Source organism: Cohnella nanjingensis, from assembly GCF_014212125.1.
In the GTDB taxonomy this organism is placed as follows: Bacteria; Bacillota; Bacilli; order Paenibacillales; family Paenibacillaceae; genus Cohnella; species Cohnella nanjingensis.
In genome coordinates this window covers 23,906-39,065 of sequence record NZ_JACJVP010000051.1, presented here as the reverse complement: position 1 = coordinate 39,065, position 15,160 = coordinate 23,906, and the positions used below count along the sequence as shown (strand labels likewise).

Below are 15,160 nucleotides of genomic sequence, written 5' to 3'. Positions count from 1 at the left end.
TTCGTGTCCAGACATTCCAGCGTTTTCCGGAGATTCATGTTCTCGTACGTCCTCATTCTGATCATCCCCAGCATCGCCGGCTACATGTCGTACCGGACTTCGATCTCCGTCACGCGGTCCGTCTCGATCGAGAACAGCGTGACGCAGCTGCAGAAGAGCCAGGACATTCTGGAGCGGAGAATGGACGAAGTGCAGGCTTTTACCAGGCAGCTGGCGATCAACCAGGATCTGGCCGTCCTCATGAACGAGAAGAACGTAGGCGACAAATCCAACGTGTACGGCATCTGGAAGATGATGAAGAGCGTCTCGACGATGGGGCAGACGAACGATTTCCTTCAGGATTTTTTCATCTATTTGAACAACTACAACGTCGTGCTGTCGCCGGGGTCCGCGTATTTCCGCCCCGAGCACTACTACGAGAACTTCCGTTACGCGGACATGACGCTCGCGGAATGGCAGCGGCAGGTGCTCGGCCGGACCCACCGGGGCGAGATTATGCCGATGCATCCGTTCGTGGACAAGGGCGCGCAGAAGCAAGTGGTCACCTACATGCAGTCGCTGCCGCTCGATAGCTTCGGCGACACGTCGCCCGCGACCGTCGTCGTGATGATCGACGCTTCGATGATCTCGAACCTCTTGTCCGGCATTACGGACCGCTACGGCGGTTGGGTCCGCATCAGCGACGCGGAAGGCCGTACGATCGCGCTGCAGGGGATCGGCGAGCAAGAAGTCGCGCGCATCGCATCCGACCATACGTTCGACAAGCGGCGTCAGAGCCAATTCTACAAGGAAGATCTCGTCATCACCATCCCGTCCGGCGCGAACGGGTGGATCTATCAGGCGGGAATCCCGAAGCAAGTGCTGATGGAGAACGCGAACAAGATCAAATTCATCACCTGGACGGTCACCGGTGCCGCGCTGGCGATCGGTCTCATCGTCGGCCTCCTGCTCTCGTACCGGAACAGCGCGCCGATCCATCGGCTGCTTACGGTCGTCCGGGAGCAGTTCGGACAGGAGGGCGAGCGGGAGCGCAACGCCTACGACTTCCTTCATGGCAACATATCCGAGATGATCGTGAACAACAAGCGGCTCGAGACGGAGCTGCACCGGCAGCTGCCGCTCGTTCGGGACGCGTTCCTCAAACGGTTGATCGCCGGCGAGTTCCAGTCGCGGGACGAGATCCGGGCGGCGGCTTCGCAGGCGGGCGCCGGATTCGCCGGAGGAGCCGGATATGCGGGCATCCTGCAGATCGACGGTTACTCCGGCATGGACAGCGTCGAGATCCTGAACGAGCTGAGCGCGGCCCGGCTCCTCCTGAAGCGGGCGCTGTCGGAGCGGACGGAGGACGTCCATATGACGGACCTGGGTTCGGACAGGATCGTGCTGTTGTTCGTACGCCCGGACGACGAGCCGGCGGACGGCGAATCGGGGAGGCAAGCGATCGCCCGTCTCTTGGAGGAGCTCTCGGATTCGGTGTTCGAAGCGTATCGCATCTCCGTGACGGTGGCGATGGGCGACGCTTTCCGCACGGATACGGAGGTCAGCGCCTCCTACGAGCAGGCCAAGCAGACGCTCGAATACGCGCATGCCGGGAACCGGAACGGGATCCTGTGGCATCGCGAGACGCGCATCAACAGCGGCACCTACTATTATCCGCTCGATACCGAGCTCCGCTTGATCGGCACGGTCCGGGCGGGCGAACTGGAGGAGGCCAAGCGGATCGTGCAGTCGATCGTCGCGGAGAACGCCGAGCGGCGGGAGTTGTCCCTGGAGATGAGGCACCAGCTCGTCGGAGAGCTGAAGGGGACGCTGCTCAAGCTGCTGGACCAGAAGGCTTTCCAGGATTCGGAGTTGTTCGAGCGGGCGAAGAACCGAATCATCGAGATCCCGGAGACGGAGAAGCTCGAAGCGGTTCAGGCGGAAGTGAACGAAGTCGTCGCGGCGATCTGCGGACGGATCAACAGCCGCAAGAACGACGCGCACATCCGCATCGTGGAGCAGATCAAACGGTTCATCGAAGAGCGCTATTCGGACCCGGAGCTCACCTTGTACCGGGTAGCCGAGCAGGTCGAGCGTCCGGAGAAATATATCTCGCAGCTGTTTAAGGAAGTCACGGGCACGAACCTGTCCGATCATCTGGAGCACGTCCGGATGGATCGCGCCTCGCAACTGCTGCGGCAGAGCAACCAAACGGTGGACGATATCGCGGCCTCGACCGGCTACAACAGCTCGCACTCGTTCCGCAGGGCGTTCAAGCGCGTCACCGGCGTCTCGCCGAGCGCTTACAGGCAGACCGTGCACGAATGAGAGGGAGTGGAGAAAGTTTGATGCGTTACTTGCGGCCTTGGCTTGCCATCCTCGTCATCCATCTGCTGCTCCTGACCGCATGCGCGGCGTCGTCCGCGCCAGGTTCGGCGAAGCCGGAGCCGCTCGTCATCCGTATCTTCGCCCAGCAGGACGCGTCGCAGAATCTGAAGACGAACGGGTTTTCGAAGCTGCTGGAGGACCGGTTCAACGTCCGCTTCGACTGGTTGACGGTGCCTTACGAAGGCGCCAAGGAAAAGCGGCAGATTTCGCTGGCCGGCAACCGCTACGCCGACGCGTATATTTTGACGTCCTATATCGACCAATTCTCGCAGGCGGACGTCCTCCGCTACGGCCAGCAAGGCTTGCTCTACCCGCTGAACGATCTGATCGAACGCGATGCCCCGCATATCCGGGACGCCTTCGCGCAGAACGCCGAGCTTCGGACCTTAAGCACCGCGCCGGACGGCAACATCTACGGGCTCGTCGACTACAGCGAATGCTTCCATTGCTCCTATCCGTACAAGATGTGGATCAACGCCAAGTGGCTCGACGGGCTGCATCTGGCCATGCCGTCTACGACCGAGGCGTTCCGGGACGTCCTGCGGGCGTTCAAGACCCGGGATCCGAACGGAAACGGGAAAGCCGACGAAGTGTCGCTAAGCGGTTCGACCGAGGACTTCGGCGTTCGTATCGTCCCCTTCCTGATGAACGGCTTTATCTACGACGACGATCGCACCTATCTGCGGCTGACCGACGGCAAGGCCGGCCTGGTCGCCGACCGTCCGGAATGGAAGGAAGGGCTGGCTTATATTAAGTCGCTCTATGACGAAGGGCTCATCGACCCGGGGGCGTTCACTCAGAACGCGGACGCCTTCAAGCAGATCGGAGAGAACGCGGACGCTCAGATTCTCGGCGCGGGGGCGGCGATGCATCCGGATATCTTCGTCGGGACGGGCGCGGATAACCGGAGAGGCGGCGATTACCGTCCCGTGCCGCCGCTGAAGGGGCCGCATGCGGACAATTCCGTCTATCAAGGCAGCGGCGGGATCTCGCCGGGGGCGAAGTTCGTCATTACGAACGAGGCGAGCGAAGCGGCGCGGATCGCGCTCATCCGGATGGTCGATTACATGTTCACCCCCGAGGGACAGGCGAACGCGGAAGTGGGCCTGGAAGGCGTCGATTGGCGCAAGCCCGCGCCGGGCGAACACGCCTTGGGACCGGATGCGGCGCCGGCGTTCGCGCGTATCCCGGCGCGGGAGGGCGCGCCGCCGAGCAATCAGGGCTGGGGCGGAATGGGTCACTTCTACATGCCCAAGACCTACCGGGACAGCTGGGTGCAAAGCATGGATATCTATTCTCCGGACGGCTACGAGCGGCGATTGTACAAAGCGACGCAGCTGTACGAGGGTCACGAGCCGGACGATCCTTATCCGTTCTGGTCCGTTTGGATCGATGCCGCGCAGGCGGACGAGGCCGACAACCTGCAGACGATCATCAAGGGCTATATCGATCAGAGCGCGCTGCAGTTCATTACCGGCGCGAAGGACCTGGCCAAGGATTGGGACGAATACGTCGCAGGCCTGAAGCGCATCGGCGCGGACCGATATGTGGCGACGATGCAGCGGGCTTACGACGATCGGCTGGCGAGGTCGACGCCGTAACCGCCTGACACGCGTCCGGGGAGCGGCGGTTCTGCGGGCGGGATCGGTTCTTGGCTCGTTCTAGACCGGGAACCGATGGTCCCTCGGCGTGTCGCGACTTCTTGTTGCCGTTCCCCCGCTAGCATCGAACGGAGGGCGTGGCCCTTCGGGCGCGCGATTGCCCCGCCGATCGGGAGAGCTGTACGCCAAGCGGAGCAAGTGTACCTATGCCCACGGTGCGGAATTCTCTAAGATGGAATCGGACGGCAAGCGCTTTCGCCGATCCGAGCGCAGCATGCGCTGCGCGACATCGATGAACAAAGCACGGGGGGGCATGAATCTTGAACACGCAGCAGCAAGCAAGAAAACACGCCATTCGGCATGAAGGACCGGCCGCGAACTTCTTCGAAGGCGCCTTGCTCGGGAACGGGAGATTGGGCGCGGTCGTCACGACCCGCCCCGACGCGGTGGTCATTCACTTCGGCCACAACAACGTATGGGACATTCGGATCGCCGAGAATCATCGACAGGAGATCGGCACCTTCAAGTCGGTGTTCGAACGGCTCCGGGCCATACCGGAACGCCATGAATCGCTGATGGACGACGACTGGTACCGCGCCTACGTGGAGATGAGCAGCGAGAACTACAGCTTGCCCTATCCGCGTCCGATGCCTTGCGGCTCGCTGCTGCTGGGCTTCGATACGCGGACGACGGAGGTGCTTGGCCATACGCTCGACGTAGCGGACGGCCAGTGCGAGATCCGGCTGTTGACGGAAGGCAGGCACTCCGTGCTGCAACTGTTCGTAGATCAACGCGGCGACCGCCTGTGGGCGGCATGGCGCGCAGACGCGGCAGACGGCTCCTCTGCTGCCCTCGCGCCGTTCAACCGGATCAAACTCCTGCCGGATCCGCTCACGCCGCAGGAGCTGCCGGCGTATGCGTCCGCCTGCAGCGCGGACGGACGGCGGCTGAGCTTCCGCCAGTCGCTGCCGCGGTCGCTCGACGGCGCGGGGCCGCAGGACCGTGCGTTCCGGCTGACGGCGTGCTGCTCCGCCGAGACCGCCGTTCGGGGACGGCCCGCGGCCGACGCGCTGGAGGCGCGAATCGCCGCGACCGGCGCGTTCGTCGTCTGCGCCGCGCTGGAGGAGGGGGCGGCCGCGGAAGTGCCGGCGACCGATGCCGCCGAGCCGGAAACGCAGGGCGAGACGAAGGCGAGCGACGGCGATGAGGGCGCGCTGGAGTCCGGGCGTCCGGACGAAGCTGCCTTCGCGCGCGCCCGCGAGGCTTCGGATCGCGTCTGGGCGGCGTATTGGTCCCGCTCGGGCGTCGCGCTCGGGGACGAATTCCTGGAGAAGATCTGGTATCGCAACCTGTATTTCTTCCAATGCGCCGTCTCCGAGAACGCGGCTTGCCCGGGATTGTTCGCGAACTGGAGCTACGGCCGCATCGGCTCGGAATGGCACGGGGACTATCATATGAACTACAACACCCAGCAGCCATTCTGGGTCGCCTTCTCCAGCAATCACGCCGACAAGCATCTCGCCTATGCGAACATGGTCGATCATGTCTTGCCCGTCAGCCGCCAGTGGGCGCGGGAATACTACGGCTTGCGCGGCGCGTACTTCCCGCATTCGGCGTATCCCGTCGAGATGAGCATGATGCCCTATCCCGTGCCGCATTGGGGATGGGAGGTGTGCGAGACGCCATGGACGGTTCAGAGCCTCTGGTGGCACTATCTGTATACGATGGAGCGGGGCTTCCTCGCCGACCGGGCGTTCGTCCCGATGAAGGATGCGGTCCTCTTCATGGTCGACTACATGAAGCGGCCTGACGCGCGCGGGGAGGCTTGGGGGGACGACCGCTACCATATCTTCCCGACGGTCGTGCCGGAGCTGTACGAGCTCACGCCGGGCTTCCGGCGCAACCGCGACTGCATCGTCGACCTGACGCTGACGAAATTCCTGTTCCGAGCGTTCGGCGAGGCGTGCGCCGCGCTCGGCCGGCAAGCGGAAGAGTCGGAGCTGCTCGCCGAGACCCGAGAGATTCTGCGCGCGTTCCCGGACTATCCGACCGCGGAGTCGCGACTCGGCACGGTGTTCGTGTCCGTCGCCGGCGAAGACCCGGAGGTCGTCTACAACGTTCCGAACGGCGTCGCGACGGTATTTCCGGGCGAAGATCACGGCTTGCATTCCCCGCCGGAGACGTATGCCGTCGCCGAGCGGTCGTACCGCAATCATCGCAACGAAGGCGGCAATGATCTCGTCTTCTACCCGATGGCGGGCGCGCGGCTGGGACAGCTCGACCTGGAACGCTTCAAGCGGCAGATCGCGTACTGCATGCTGCCCAACGGCACCTGCACGGACAAAGTGCTGCAGGCCGGCGGCCGCTATTCCGATACGACCGCGTTCGACTACATGGCGCCGATGGGCATCTGGTTCGAGAACTTCGCGCTGCCCGCCGTATTGAACGAGTGCTTGATACAAAGTTATACCGGCATCATCCGGCTGTTCCCCAACTGGCCGTCCGACCGGGACGCCTCCTTCTCCACGCTGCGAGCGGTCGGCGGATTCCTCGTCAGCGCCTCCGTCCGATCGGGCGAGGCGGCGGACGTCGAGATCTACAGCGAGGCGGGGGAGCGGCTGCGAATCTATCATCCATGGGGCGAGGGGGCGGTTGAATGGATTCGGGAGAACGGAGAGACGCTGCGAATGGAAGGGACGTTGATCGAGCTCGAGACCGCAAAGGGCGAGACGGTCCGGCTGGCGCGGGCATGACCGGAGGGCTGCGCTATGCGGTCCCGCGCGGAGGGCTGCCTCGCCTGCGAGCGCGCCTGTCCGCCGGCATGCCGATCGCGGCCGCGTTCCTCGGGGGCTCGATCACCGAAGGCTACGGCGCCTCCGAGCCGGACGCGACCAGCTGGCGGGCGCTAACCGAGGCTTATCTGCGGGAATCGAGCCCGGCGGGCTTCGTCTCCGTCAACGCGGGCGTAGGCGGCACGAACTCGACCTTCGGCGCCTATCGGCTGGGGGAGCAGGTGCTGGACCGGGGACCGATCGACCTGCTGTTCGTCGAGTTCGCCGTTAACGACGACGAAGACCGGACGGCGACCATCCGGGGCATGGAAGGGATCGTGCGGCAATGCCGGAAGCGGTCGCCGGAGACGGAGATCGTCTTCGTCTATACGGCGGACGACGATAATCTGGCGGAAGGACTGCCTTGTACGATCGCGCTGCACGAGGAGGTCGCCGAACGCTACGGCATCCCATCGATCCATGCCGCGGCGGCGGCGCGCGACCGGATCCTGGCCGGGGCTTGCCGGTGGGAGGAGCTGGCGCCGGACCGCGTCCATCCGAACGACGCCGGCTATGCGCTCTATGCGGCCTGCGTCCGGACCTTTCTGGAGGATGCCTTGCGGCCTCCGAGAGAGGGAGAGTCGGCGTCCGCGTTTCATCCGGGTGTGCCGGAGCGGTCGCAGCCGCTCGACGAAGACAGTCTCTCTCGCGTCTGGATGAGGGGCTTCGAAACGGCCGCGGAGATCCGCGGCTTCGAACGGCGCGAGACGCAGCCGGGTCCGATGATCAATTGGCGGTACGAGGGGGCGCATCTCGTCTCCGGAGACGCCGAGGGCGCCGAGATCGTCTGGCATGTTCGCGGCCGGAGCGCCGGCTTGCTGATGTTCTGCGGACCCGACACCGGCATGCTGGAGTACGCGGTGAACGGAGAAGCTTACGCGCCGCTGAATCCGTTCGACGACTGGTGCATGAACGTCTATCGTCCGGTCATCGCGACGTTCGCGCTGCCGGAAGGGGGTGCCGTCTCGCGCGTCTCGGTACGGCCCAGCCGGCAGCGGGACGCGCGAAGCCGCGGCCATGCGCTGCGGATCGTTCGCCTCTTCGGCAGCGACGAAGACCCATCGCGGTGACTGAAGCTCGAATGCGCAGCGGGGTATGCCGCTGCGCATTCGTTCATATTCGACAGAGACCGATAGATTCATAGAGGAATCGTTAGATGAACCGCCCGATATGGTCGAGGCGGTCTGTCGGCGTACTGTCCGACGCTTGCTTCCGCGGGCGCAAGGGGATAGAATAGGCCATACGAGCGCAAGGTTATGGAGCGCTTTCATGCGCCTGACAGGCTGCAATCCTGTTAATCTAGCGGGAAAGGGAAGTGCACGCATGAATCTTCGAGTCGTGTCTTTGAATCTGAGATACGATGAGCCGCGCGACGGCGAGAACAGCTGGACGCACCGAATCGGGCGCGTCGCCGCGACGCTGCAAAGCCATCGTCCCCTGATCGTCGGCACCCAAGAAGGGCTGCAAGCCATGCTGGAGGCGTTGTCCGGGCGGATGCCCGGCTATGCCTGGATCGGAGAGGGGAGGCAGGGCGGACGAGCGGACGAACACTGCGCGATCTTCTACGATGCCGGCAGGTTGGAGCTGCGGGAGCAAGGCCAGTTCTGGCTCTCGGAGCGGCCCGAGCTAGCCGGCTCGAAGAGCTGGGACAGCAGTCTGCCGCGCATCTGCACTTGGGCGAAGCTCCGCGAGCGCGACGCTGGCCGCGAATTCCGCTTCTACAATACGCACTTGGATCATATGGGGGAGCAAGCCCGGCTCGAGAGCGCCCGCCTGCTCGTGCGGCGCATGGCGGCAGATAGCCGCGAGGACGGCTTGCCGGCGGTATTGACGGGCGACTTCAACAGCGAGCCGGGGGACGCGCCGATGCGATTCTTGCGCGGCGAGCTGGAGCTGGACGGGGCGCGCTCCGGACTTCAAGATGCGTTCTCAGCGACGAGCGGACCGGTCGGGGCTACGTTCCACGACTTCCAAGGCGGAACGGAAGGGCCGACGATCGATTATATCTTCGTGACGCCGGCGTTCGGGGTTGCGGAGATCGCGGTCGATCGCCAATCGTTCGAGGGCCGCTATCCGTCCGATCATTATCCGGTCGCGGCAACGTTGACCCTCTAAATTCCAGATTGGACGGAAAGGGATGAGGTGGATGGAGCTCGCAGTGAAGTTAACCTCCTAAAAAGTTCTGATTTGAACATTTTAGGAGGTTAACAATATGGCATTTCAGTTGATCGATCGCGCACGATGGAATCGTGAGCCTTATTTTATGCATTACATGCAACAAAGCAAATGCACGTTCAGCATGACGGCGAACTTGAACGCGACGACCTTGCTGGAACGGCTTCGGGCCCGGAATATGAAGCTTTATCCCGCATTTCTCTATATGATCGTCCGGACGGCGCACGGAGATCCCGCTTTCCGAACGAGCTTCGACGACCAAGGGCGGCTCGGCTATTGGGATCGACTGATGCCGTGCTATACAATCTTCCATCCCGAGGATCGGACCTTCTCCGCGACCTGGACGGCATTCGATGACGACTTCGCATTATTCCACGCCAACTATGTCCGGGATCAGGAGCGATTCGGCAGCGCGAAGGGATTGTGGGCTCGACCGGATATGCCCGCGAATGCGATCTCGATCTCGTCCATTCCCTGGACGAGCTTCACGGGCTTTCATTTGCAGTTGTACAATGAGGGCGAGTATCTGCTCCCGATCGTCACGGGCGGCAAGTACTTCGAGGATGGCCGGAATACGTGGCTGCCCGTCTCGCTGCAGGTTCACCATGCGGTGTGCGACGGCTATCATGCCAGCTTGTTCATGAACGGCTTGCAGCAATTGGCCGATACTTGCGAGGATTGGTTGGACTAGCACGCAGAAAGATGCCGTCCGAGAAGGGTTAAGACCGGCGGGACAACTTCCAAGCCGCGCGTGTTCGCCGCTATGCGGTCGAAGAGACGTACCCCGTACGTCTCTTTTGCGCATGTTCGCCGCTTTGCGGTCAAAGAGACGTACCCCGTACGTCTCTTTTGCGCATGCTCGCCGCTTTGCAGCCTAAGAGACGTACCCCGTACGTTACATCGCGCACGTTCGCCGCTTTGCAGCCTAAGAGACGTACCCCGTACGTCTCTTTTGCGCATGCTCGCCGCTTTGCGGTCAAAGAGACGTACCCCGTACGTCACATCGCGCGTGTTCGCCTCTTTGCGGTCAAATTAGGCATCGGAGAGGGAGAGTGCCTCATGTTGCAAGTTCCGTTCGGCGACGATATACGACTAGTTGGCCTGCGCCCGGACATACACGTCATTCAGGTAGGCTAGAGCGATCTCTTCCGCTTCCCGGCGGACGACAAGGTCTCCGGAAGGCTCGCGCAGCCGCACATACATTCCGATGCAGGCGAGGAGCGCCCGATAACAGCTCTCGCGGCTGTTAAGAGGGATCGTCTCGGCCAGTTCCTCGACCGCCGGTCCTCCCCATTGTTCCACCCGCCTAACGCCTCTCGGAGGCTGCCCGTTCGCGATCGCGAGCAGGGGGCCGAGCACTTGGCTTCGGATGAAGGTAATCGTATCCATGCATTCGAAGAGCTCTCCGCGTCCCAGCTTGGTTGCAGCGTAGTGCACCCACACCCAGAACCGATCCTCGATCGCTTGCCGATCGAGAGCTGGATAGGCAGGCGATGTCCGCTCCAGCACCCGACCGATCTCCGCCCCTCTTTCCCACAAGACTGAAGGGTTCTCGATCCGCCGTTCCAGTTCGGAGGGCGTGACGAATTTGAGATCGACATGAAGCGCCGGGGGGCCGAATAAGCAGATGACAAGTCGCGGCTCCCCGACATGTTCGCCCGTGAACGCCGATAGGAGGCTGCCGAATCGTCCGGCGATGGAGAGGCGGTCGGCCATGATCGCTTCCCGGTGCTCGGGGGCATACACGAGGATCAGATCCAAGTCGCTGAATTCGTCCATGGTCCCGCTTAGCAGGGATCCCCCGGCCAGGAGGGCCAGGAATCTCTCGTCGCGGCTTAGCTCTCGCTTGGTCGTCTCCAAAAAGGATTCGAATGCGGATAACGTCAATGTAATCACTCCTAAGAGAAAGGACCCATCAAAATGGGTATTACGCCAGTGTAACAAACGACGCAAAAACAATCAATATGGCTCCGATGTCGGCCTTTCGGTGTTAATATAGAAATATTACGTGCCAAGGGGGTAAGCGGTTATGACCTACGCAAGGCCGCCCTGCTAATCCTTCGTTTGCCATCGTTCGCGTGCGCCTCCGAATCGGAATGGGTTCTCCTATTCCATTCCCGAGAGAGGGGTTCGCACGATGGCCGGTCCTTTGCAAAATGTCCGAATACTTTTTGTCATTCGCTTCTTCTCCAATCTCATCCCGGCTTACGTCATTGAACGGCTTTACTGGGAAGAGAGGGGCATGACCATACAGATGGTCGTGTACGCGGAGATGATATTCGCATTCACGATCGTAGGGCTTGAAGTGCCGTCGGGTATTATCGCTGACCGCTGGGGCCGCAAGCGCATGATCGTTTTGTCGGCGCTCATGGGTTGCGGAGAGTTCCTCGTTCTGTTATTCGCCTCGGATTTTTGGCATTTCGCCCTTGTCGTCGTTCTGGCGGCGATCGGGAGATCGGCCAGCAGCGGCGCGGAGGATGCCTTGTTATACGATTCCTTAAAGGCGAGCGGCAGGGAGCGGTTGTTCGAACGGTACCTAGGCCGCTTGAACGCGCTCGATATCGTCTCGATTATGATCGCTGCGCTGTGCGGCAGCTTTCTGGCGCAGCGATTCGATTATGCGTTGAATTACGGGATCTCGCTCGTGAGTATGTTGGCCGCGTTCGCCTTGAGCCTGCTGTTGGTCGATCCGACGCGTCATGGCGAGCCGGAGGCGATACAGGATCGGCCGATCCCGCTTCGCGCATACTTGACGGCCTCCGTCCGTTTTTTTCGGGACCATCCGGGCGTACGGCTTGTCGTGTTGTCCGGGATCGTCACCGGGGCCGCGATCAACTTCGTAGATGAGTTCTGGCAGACCTATTTGGATCGCTTGGGCATTCCTGTTCTATACTTTGGCTTAGCATCGGCTGGCATTTTCGTCCTCCGGCTGCCCGGCAATCTGTGCATTCACAAGCTGAAGACGCGAATCAGCGAAAGAAGGCTCCTGTCGATCGTGATCGCAGCGCTGGCGGCGGGATTTGCCGGTCTCGCTTGTCTGCCGAAGTTCGGCGGGTTGGCCGCGCTTGGCTTGGTTTGTTTGTTCGCCGGTTTGGTGGAACCGCTAGCTAGAGGCTATCTTCATCATCGTATCGACGATTCGTCGATGCGGGCGACCATCGGATCCTTTCAATCGTTGGGAGAGAATGCAGCGCTCAGCGCGGTGGGCGTCGGCTTTGGTTATTTTTCGTCCCGCTTGGACATTTTCGGCGGGTTTGGCTTTTTGGCTCTGGTTTGCGCGGCGTATCTAACGTATTTCATGTTCGCGTCCCGTTCGGTTGAATGAGGAAACGGTGGACTGTCTGGCGCCTCAAACCAGGCAGTCCTATCGTTTATCTGGCAGGGGAACAGGAATGTCCCTGTCCGGCGTGGAATTACATACCCGTATGGCGTGCGTTCGAGAGAACAAGCCGATGCGTGCAACACGTAACCCAGGAGGCTAGTCATGGAAATCAGAGAGCTGGAATCCCATCATGCGGCCCGTTATCGCAAGATTCGGTTGGAAGCGTTGCAGTATCATACCGAAGCCTTCAGCTCCAGCTACGAGGAAGAGGTCGGCTTGTCGAGCGAAGACTTCGAGAAACGGCTCGAAGCGAAGGAGTCGTTCACCTTCGGGGCGTTCGACCAAGAGCAGCTGATCGGCATCGTCTCCTTGGTGCTGGAGAGCAGGGCCAAGCTGAAGCATCGGGCGAATATCGTCGCGATGTACGTTCGTCCGGAGTCGCGCGGGTTCGGGATCGGCAAACGATTGATGCAGCATGCCATCGCGAAGGCTAAAGCCGTCAAAGGGGTCGAGCAAGTGTATCTTAGCGTGACTTCGAGCAACGTCACCGCCAAGCGAATGTACGATTCGCTCGGCTTCCGCAGGTACGGAACCAATCCGAGCGCGCTCAAGATCGACGGAACCTATTACGACGACGTTCTGATGGTTCTGTTTCTCTGATAGGCATTAAGAAGAGAGGGGCTGCCGCATGCGCAAAGGAATCAACCAATGGTGCTTCCCGGAAGGAGCCGGCCTGGAGGAGATCTTCAGGGTCAGCAGCGATGCCGGGTACGACGCCGTCGAGCTCAACCTGTACGAAGCTGGCGGCGTCGGGCTCGCGATGGAGACGACGGCCGCCGAGGCGGAACGGATCTAGAAGCTTGCGGACGGCTGCGGCATTCAACTGCGCAGCCTGTCGGCGAGACGAAGGACGCGAGGTTCGAGCAGGACAGCGCGTTCATCGACGCGATCTTGACCGGCGACCGTTCGCTCGTCCGGTCTCCCTACGAGGACGCCCTGGGGACGGTCGAAGTCACGCTGGCCGCGAACGCGTCCGCGCGAACGGGCAGGCCGGTCGGGATCGGCGGACGGATGCGAGACGGAGCGGATTCCAGTATATAGCAATCGAGAAGAAATCTCGCGTGGCAGGACCTGCTATCCTTGAAGTAAAGGAGGCAGGTCTTTATGTTGCTAAAAGATAAAACAGCCGTCATTTATGGAGGGGGAGGCGCGATCGGCGGCGCGGTCGCGCGCACCTTCGCGCGAGAGGGCGCGAAGGTGTTCATCGCGGGCCGCACGCCGGCCAAGTTGGACGCGGTAGCCGGGGAGATCGCCGCCGAGGGAGGCTTCGCCGAGATCGCGCAAGTCGATGCGCTCGACGAACAGGCCGTGAACCGGCATGCGGCATCGGTGGCGGAACGGACGGGCGGCATCGATATTGCGCTGAACGCCGTCGGATTCGTTCACGTCCAAGGTACGCCTATCGCGGAGCTGAGCTTGGAAGACTATTTCTTCCCCGTCAGCGCCTTTGCGCGAACGAACTTTATCACCGCCAAGGCCGCGGCCAGGCATATGGCACCGTTGGGCGCCGGCGTTATCTTCACCCTCTCGACGCCCGTCTCGCGCATGCCCGGTCCCGGATATATGGGGCATAACTTCGCGTGCGCGGGAATCGAAGGCTTCTCCCGCCATTTGGCGGGCGAGCTGGCGCCGAACGGCATTCGCGTCGTCTGCCTCAGGCCGCATATGATTCCGGAGGCGGTGGAGAAAGGTTCCCATACCAGGGAAGTCTTTCAAATGGCTGCCTCGCGCGAAGGCATGACGGTCGAGGAGAGGCTGCGCGGCGCGGCGGGCGGGACGCTCTTGAAGCGGCTCCCGACGCTTGCGGAGGTGGCGGACACGGCGGCATTCATGGCGTCGGATCGCGCGGGCGCGATAACCGGGGCGATCGTCAACTTGAACGGCGGCCTCCTCTTGGATTAATTCGACAATAACGCAAGGAGGAATATAGATGAAACCCGATCCGACGGCGCTTCCCCCGATCGCCACGGAAGACGAGTGGCGGATCGCCCGGGAACGGCTGCTGATCCGAGAGAAGGAACTCACCTGCGAACTGGACGCGTTGGCCGCGGAGCGCCGTAGACTGCCGATGGTCCGGTTCGGCAAGGACTATGCTTTCGAGAACGCGAACGGCAAGGCTAATCTGCTGGATCTGTTCGACGGACGTCGCCAGCTCATCGTCTATCACTTCATGCTGGCGCCTGGATCCGGCCACCTTTGCCGGGGCTGCTCTTCGTTCGCAGACAATATCGGACATCTGGCCCATCTGCGCGCGCGCGATACGTCGTTCGTCCTGGTATCTCCGGCGCCGCTGTCGGAGATTCAACCTTACAAGGAACGGATGGGCTGGACGATACCCTGGTATTCCTCGAACGGAGACGGCTTCAATGACGACTGCGGCGCGGGCAGGGGATTCGGCCTTAGCGTCTTCCTCCGCGACGACGACGACGTCTATCGCACCTACTACACGACGTCTCGAGGCGTCGACAGACTGCGAATCGACTTCAATCTCCTAGACCTCACGCCTTACGGCCGACAAGAAGATTGGGAGGATTCTCCGGCGGGTTGGCCGCAGACCCCTCCCTACCAGTGGTGGAGGCTGCACGACGAATACGGCGTTTAACCGAATGGACTATCAAAGCGGCCGGCCATCGAGGCGGGCGCGCGAATCGAGAGACCCAGCGTTCTTTCCGGACGCCGGGTTTCTTTTTTATGAAAGCGGGTCTTGGCCATTATCGCTTTCAGAGCTTACACACCTAAATCGTAAGGAATATTCGTCTTCGGTTGGGCAAATGTCGCCCGGAATTCATCGGCTGGGACCTGTC

13 protein-coding genes are annotated in these 15,160 nt (G+C 61.8%); 12 read left to right on the top strand and 1 reads right to left on the bottom strand.

What is annotated here, in order from left to right; genetic code table 11:
* The first annotated feature begins 3 nt into the window (after positions 1 to 3).
* The 6 genes from H7C19_RS28810 (at position 4) to H7C19_RS28785 (ending at position 9,665) form a co-directional block, all read left to right on the top strand.
* A complete protein-coding gene (locus H7C19_RS28810; RefSeq protein ID WP_185672551.1) occupies positions 4 to 2,307 on the top strand; it encodes a helix-turn-helix domain-containing protein in 2,304 nt (767 codons plus the stop codon).
* 20 nt (positions 2,308 to 2,327) lie between these two features.
* Positions 2,328 to 3,968: a type 2 periplasmic-binding domain-containing protein gene (locus H7C19_RS28805; RefSeq protein WP_185672550.1), complete on the top strand. Its 1,641-nt coding sequence runs from the start codon at positions 2,328 to 2,330 to the stop codon at positions 3,966 to 3,968.
* A gap of 320 nt (positions 3,969 to 4,288) precedes the next feature.
* Positions 4,289 to 6,721 carry a glycosyl hydrolase family 95 catalytic domain-containing protein gene (locus tag H7C19_RS28800; protein ID WP_185672549.1) on the top strand — a complete coding sequence of 811 codons (2,433 nt, stop codon included), beginning with the start codon at positions 4,289 to 4,291 and terminating at the stop codon, positions 6,719 to 6,721.
* Positions 6,718 to 7,869, top strand: a complete 1,152-nt coding sequence (locus H7C19_RS28795) for an SGNH/GDSL hydrolase family protein (RefSeq protein WP_185672548.1) — start codon at positions 6,718 to 6,720, stop codon at positions 7,867 to 7,869. The genes H7C19_RS28800 and H7C19_RS28795 overlap by 4 nt, the downstream gene beginning before the upstream one ends.
* Before the next feature lie 253 nt (positions 7,870 to 8,122).
* Positions 8,123 to 8,914 (top strand): endonuclease/exonuclease/phosphatase family protein, encoded by a 792-nt coding sequence (locus H7C19_RS28790; protein ID WP_185672547.1) that lies wholly within the window; start codon positions 8,123 to 8,125, stop codon positions 8,912 to 8,914.
* A gap of 97 nt (positions 8,915 to 9,011) precedes the next feature.
* Positions 9,012 to 9,665, top strand: a complete 654-nt coding sequence (locus H7C19_RS28785; RefSeq protein WP_185672546.1) for a CatA-like O-acetyltransferase — start codon at positions 9,012 to 9,014, stop codon at positions 9,663 to 9,665.
* A 401-nt stretch (positions 9,666 to 10,066) separates the two neighbouring features.
* Here the strand turns inward: H7C19_RS28785 and H7C19_RS28780 are convergent, their stop codons facing one another.
* Positions 10,067 to 10,861 carry an oxalate:formate antiporter gene (locus H7C19_RS28780; protein WP_185672545.1) on the bottom strand — a complete coding sequence of 265 codons (795 nt, stop codon included), beginning with the start codon at positions 10,859 to 10,861 and terminating at the stop codon, positions 10,067 to 10,069.
* A 250-nt stretch (positions 10,862 to 11,111) separates the two neighbouring features.
* Between H7C19_RS28780 and H7C19_RS28775 the strand changes: the two genes are divergently transcribed.
* The 6 genes from H7C19_RS28775 (at position 11,112) to H7C19_RS28755 (ending at position 14,958) form a co-directional block, all read left to right on the top strand.
* Positions 11,112 to 12,299, top strand: coding sequence for an MFS transporter (locus H7C19_RS28775; protein ID WP_185672544.1), 1,188 nt, complete (start codon positions 11,112 to 11,114; stop codon positions 12,297 to 12,299).
* Between the two features lie 159 nt (positions 12,300 to 12,458).
* Positions 12,459 to 12,956 (top strand): GNAT family N-acetyltransferase, encoded by a 498-nt coding sequence (locus H7C19_RS28770; RefSeq protein ID WP_185672543.1) that lies wholly within the window; start codon positions 12,459 to 12,461, stop codon positions 12,954 to 12,956.
* A 28-nt stretch (positions 12,957 to 12,984) separates the two neighbouring features.
* Positions 12,985 to 13,152, top strand: a complete 168-nt coding sequence (locus H7C19_RS28765) for a hypothetical protein (RefSeq protein ID WP_185672542.1) — start codon at positions 12,985 to 12,987, stop codon at positions 13,150 to 13,152.
* A gap of 95 nt (positions 13,153 to 13,247) precedes the next feature.
* A complete protein-coding gene (locus tag H7C19_RS34485) occupies positions 13,248 to 13,397 on the top strand; it encodes a hypothetical protein (protein WP_246469883.1) in 150 nt (49 codons plus the stop codon).
* A 63-nt stretch (positions 13,398 to 13,460) separates the two neighbouring features.
* Positions 13,461 to 14,258 (top strand): SDR family NAD(P)-dependent oxidoreductase, encoded by a 798-nt coding sequence (locus H7C19_RS28760; protein WP_185672541.1) that lies wholly within the window; start codon positions 13,461 to 13,463, stop codon positions 14,256 to 14,258.
* A 28-nt stretch (positions 14,259 to 14,286) separates the two neighbouring features.
* The gene (locus H7C19_RS28755; protein WP_185672540.1) at positions 14,287 to 14,958 is read left to right on the top strand and encodes a DUF899 domain-containing protein; all 672 of its coding nucleotides are present in this window, start codon (positions 14,287 to 14,289) and stop codon (positions 14,956 to 14,958) included.
* Positions 14,959 to 15,160 lie beyond the last annotated feature (202 nt).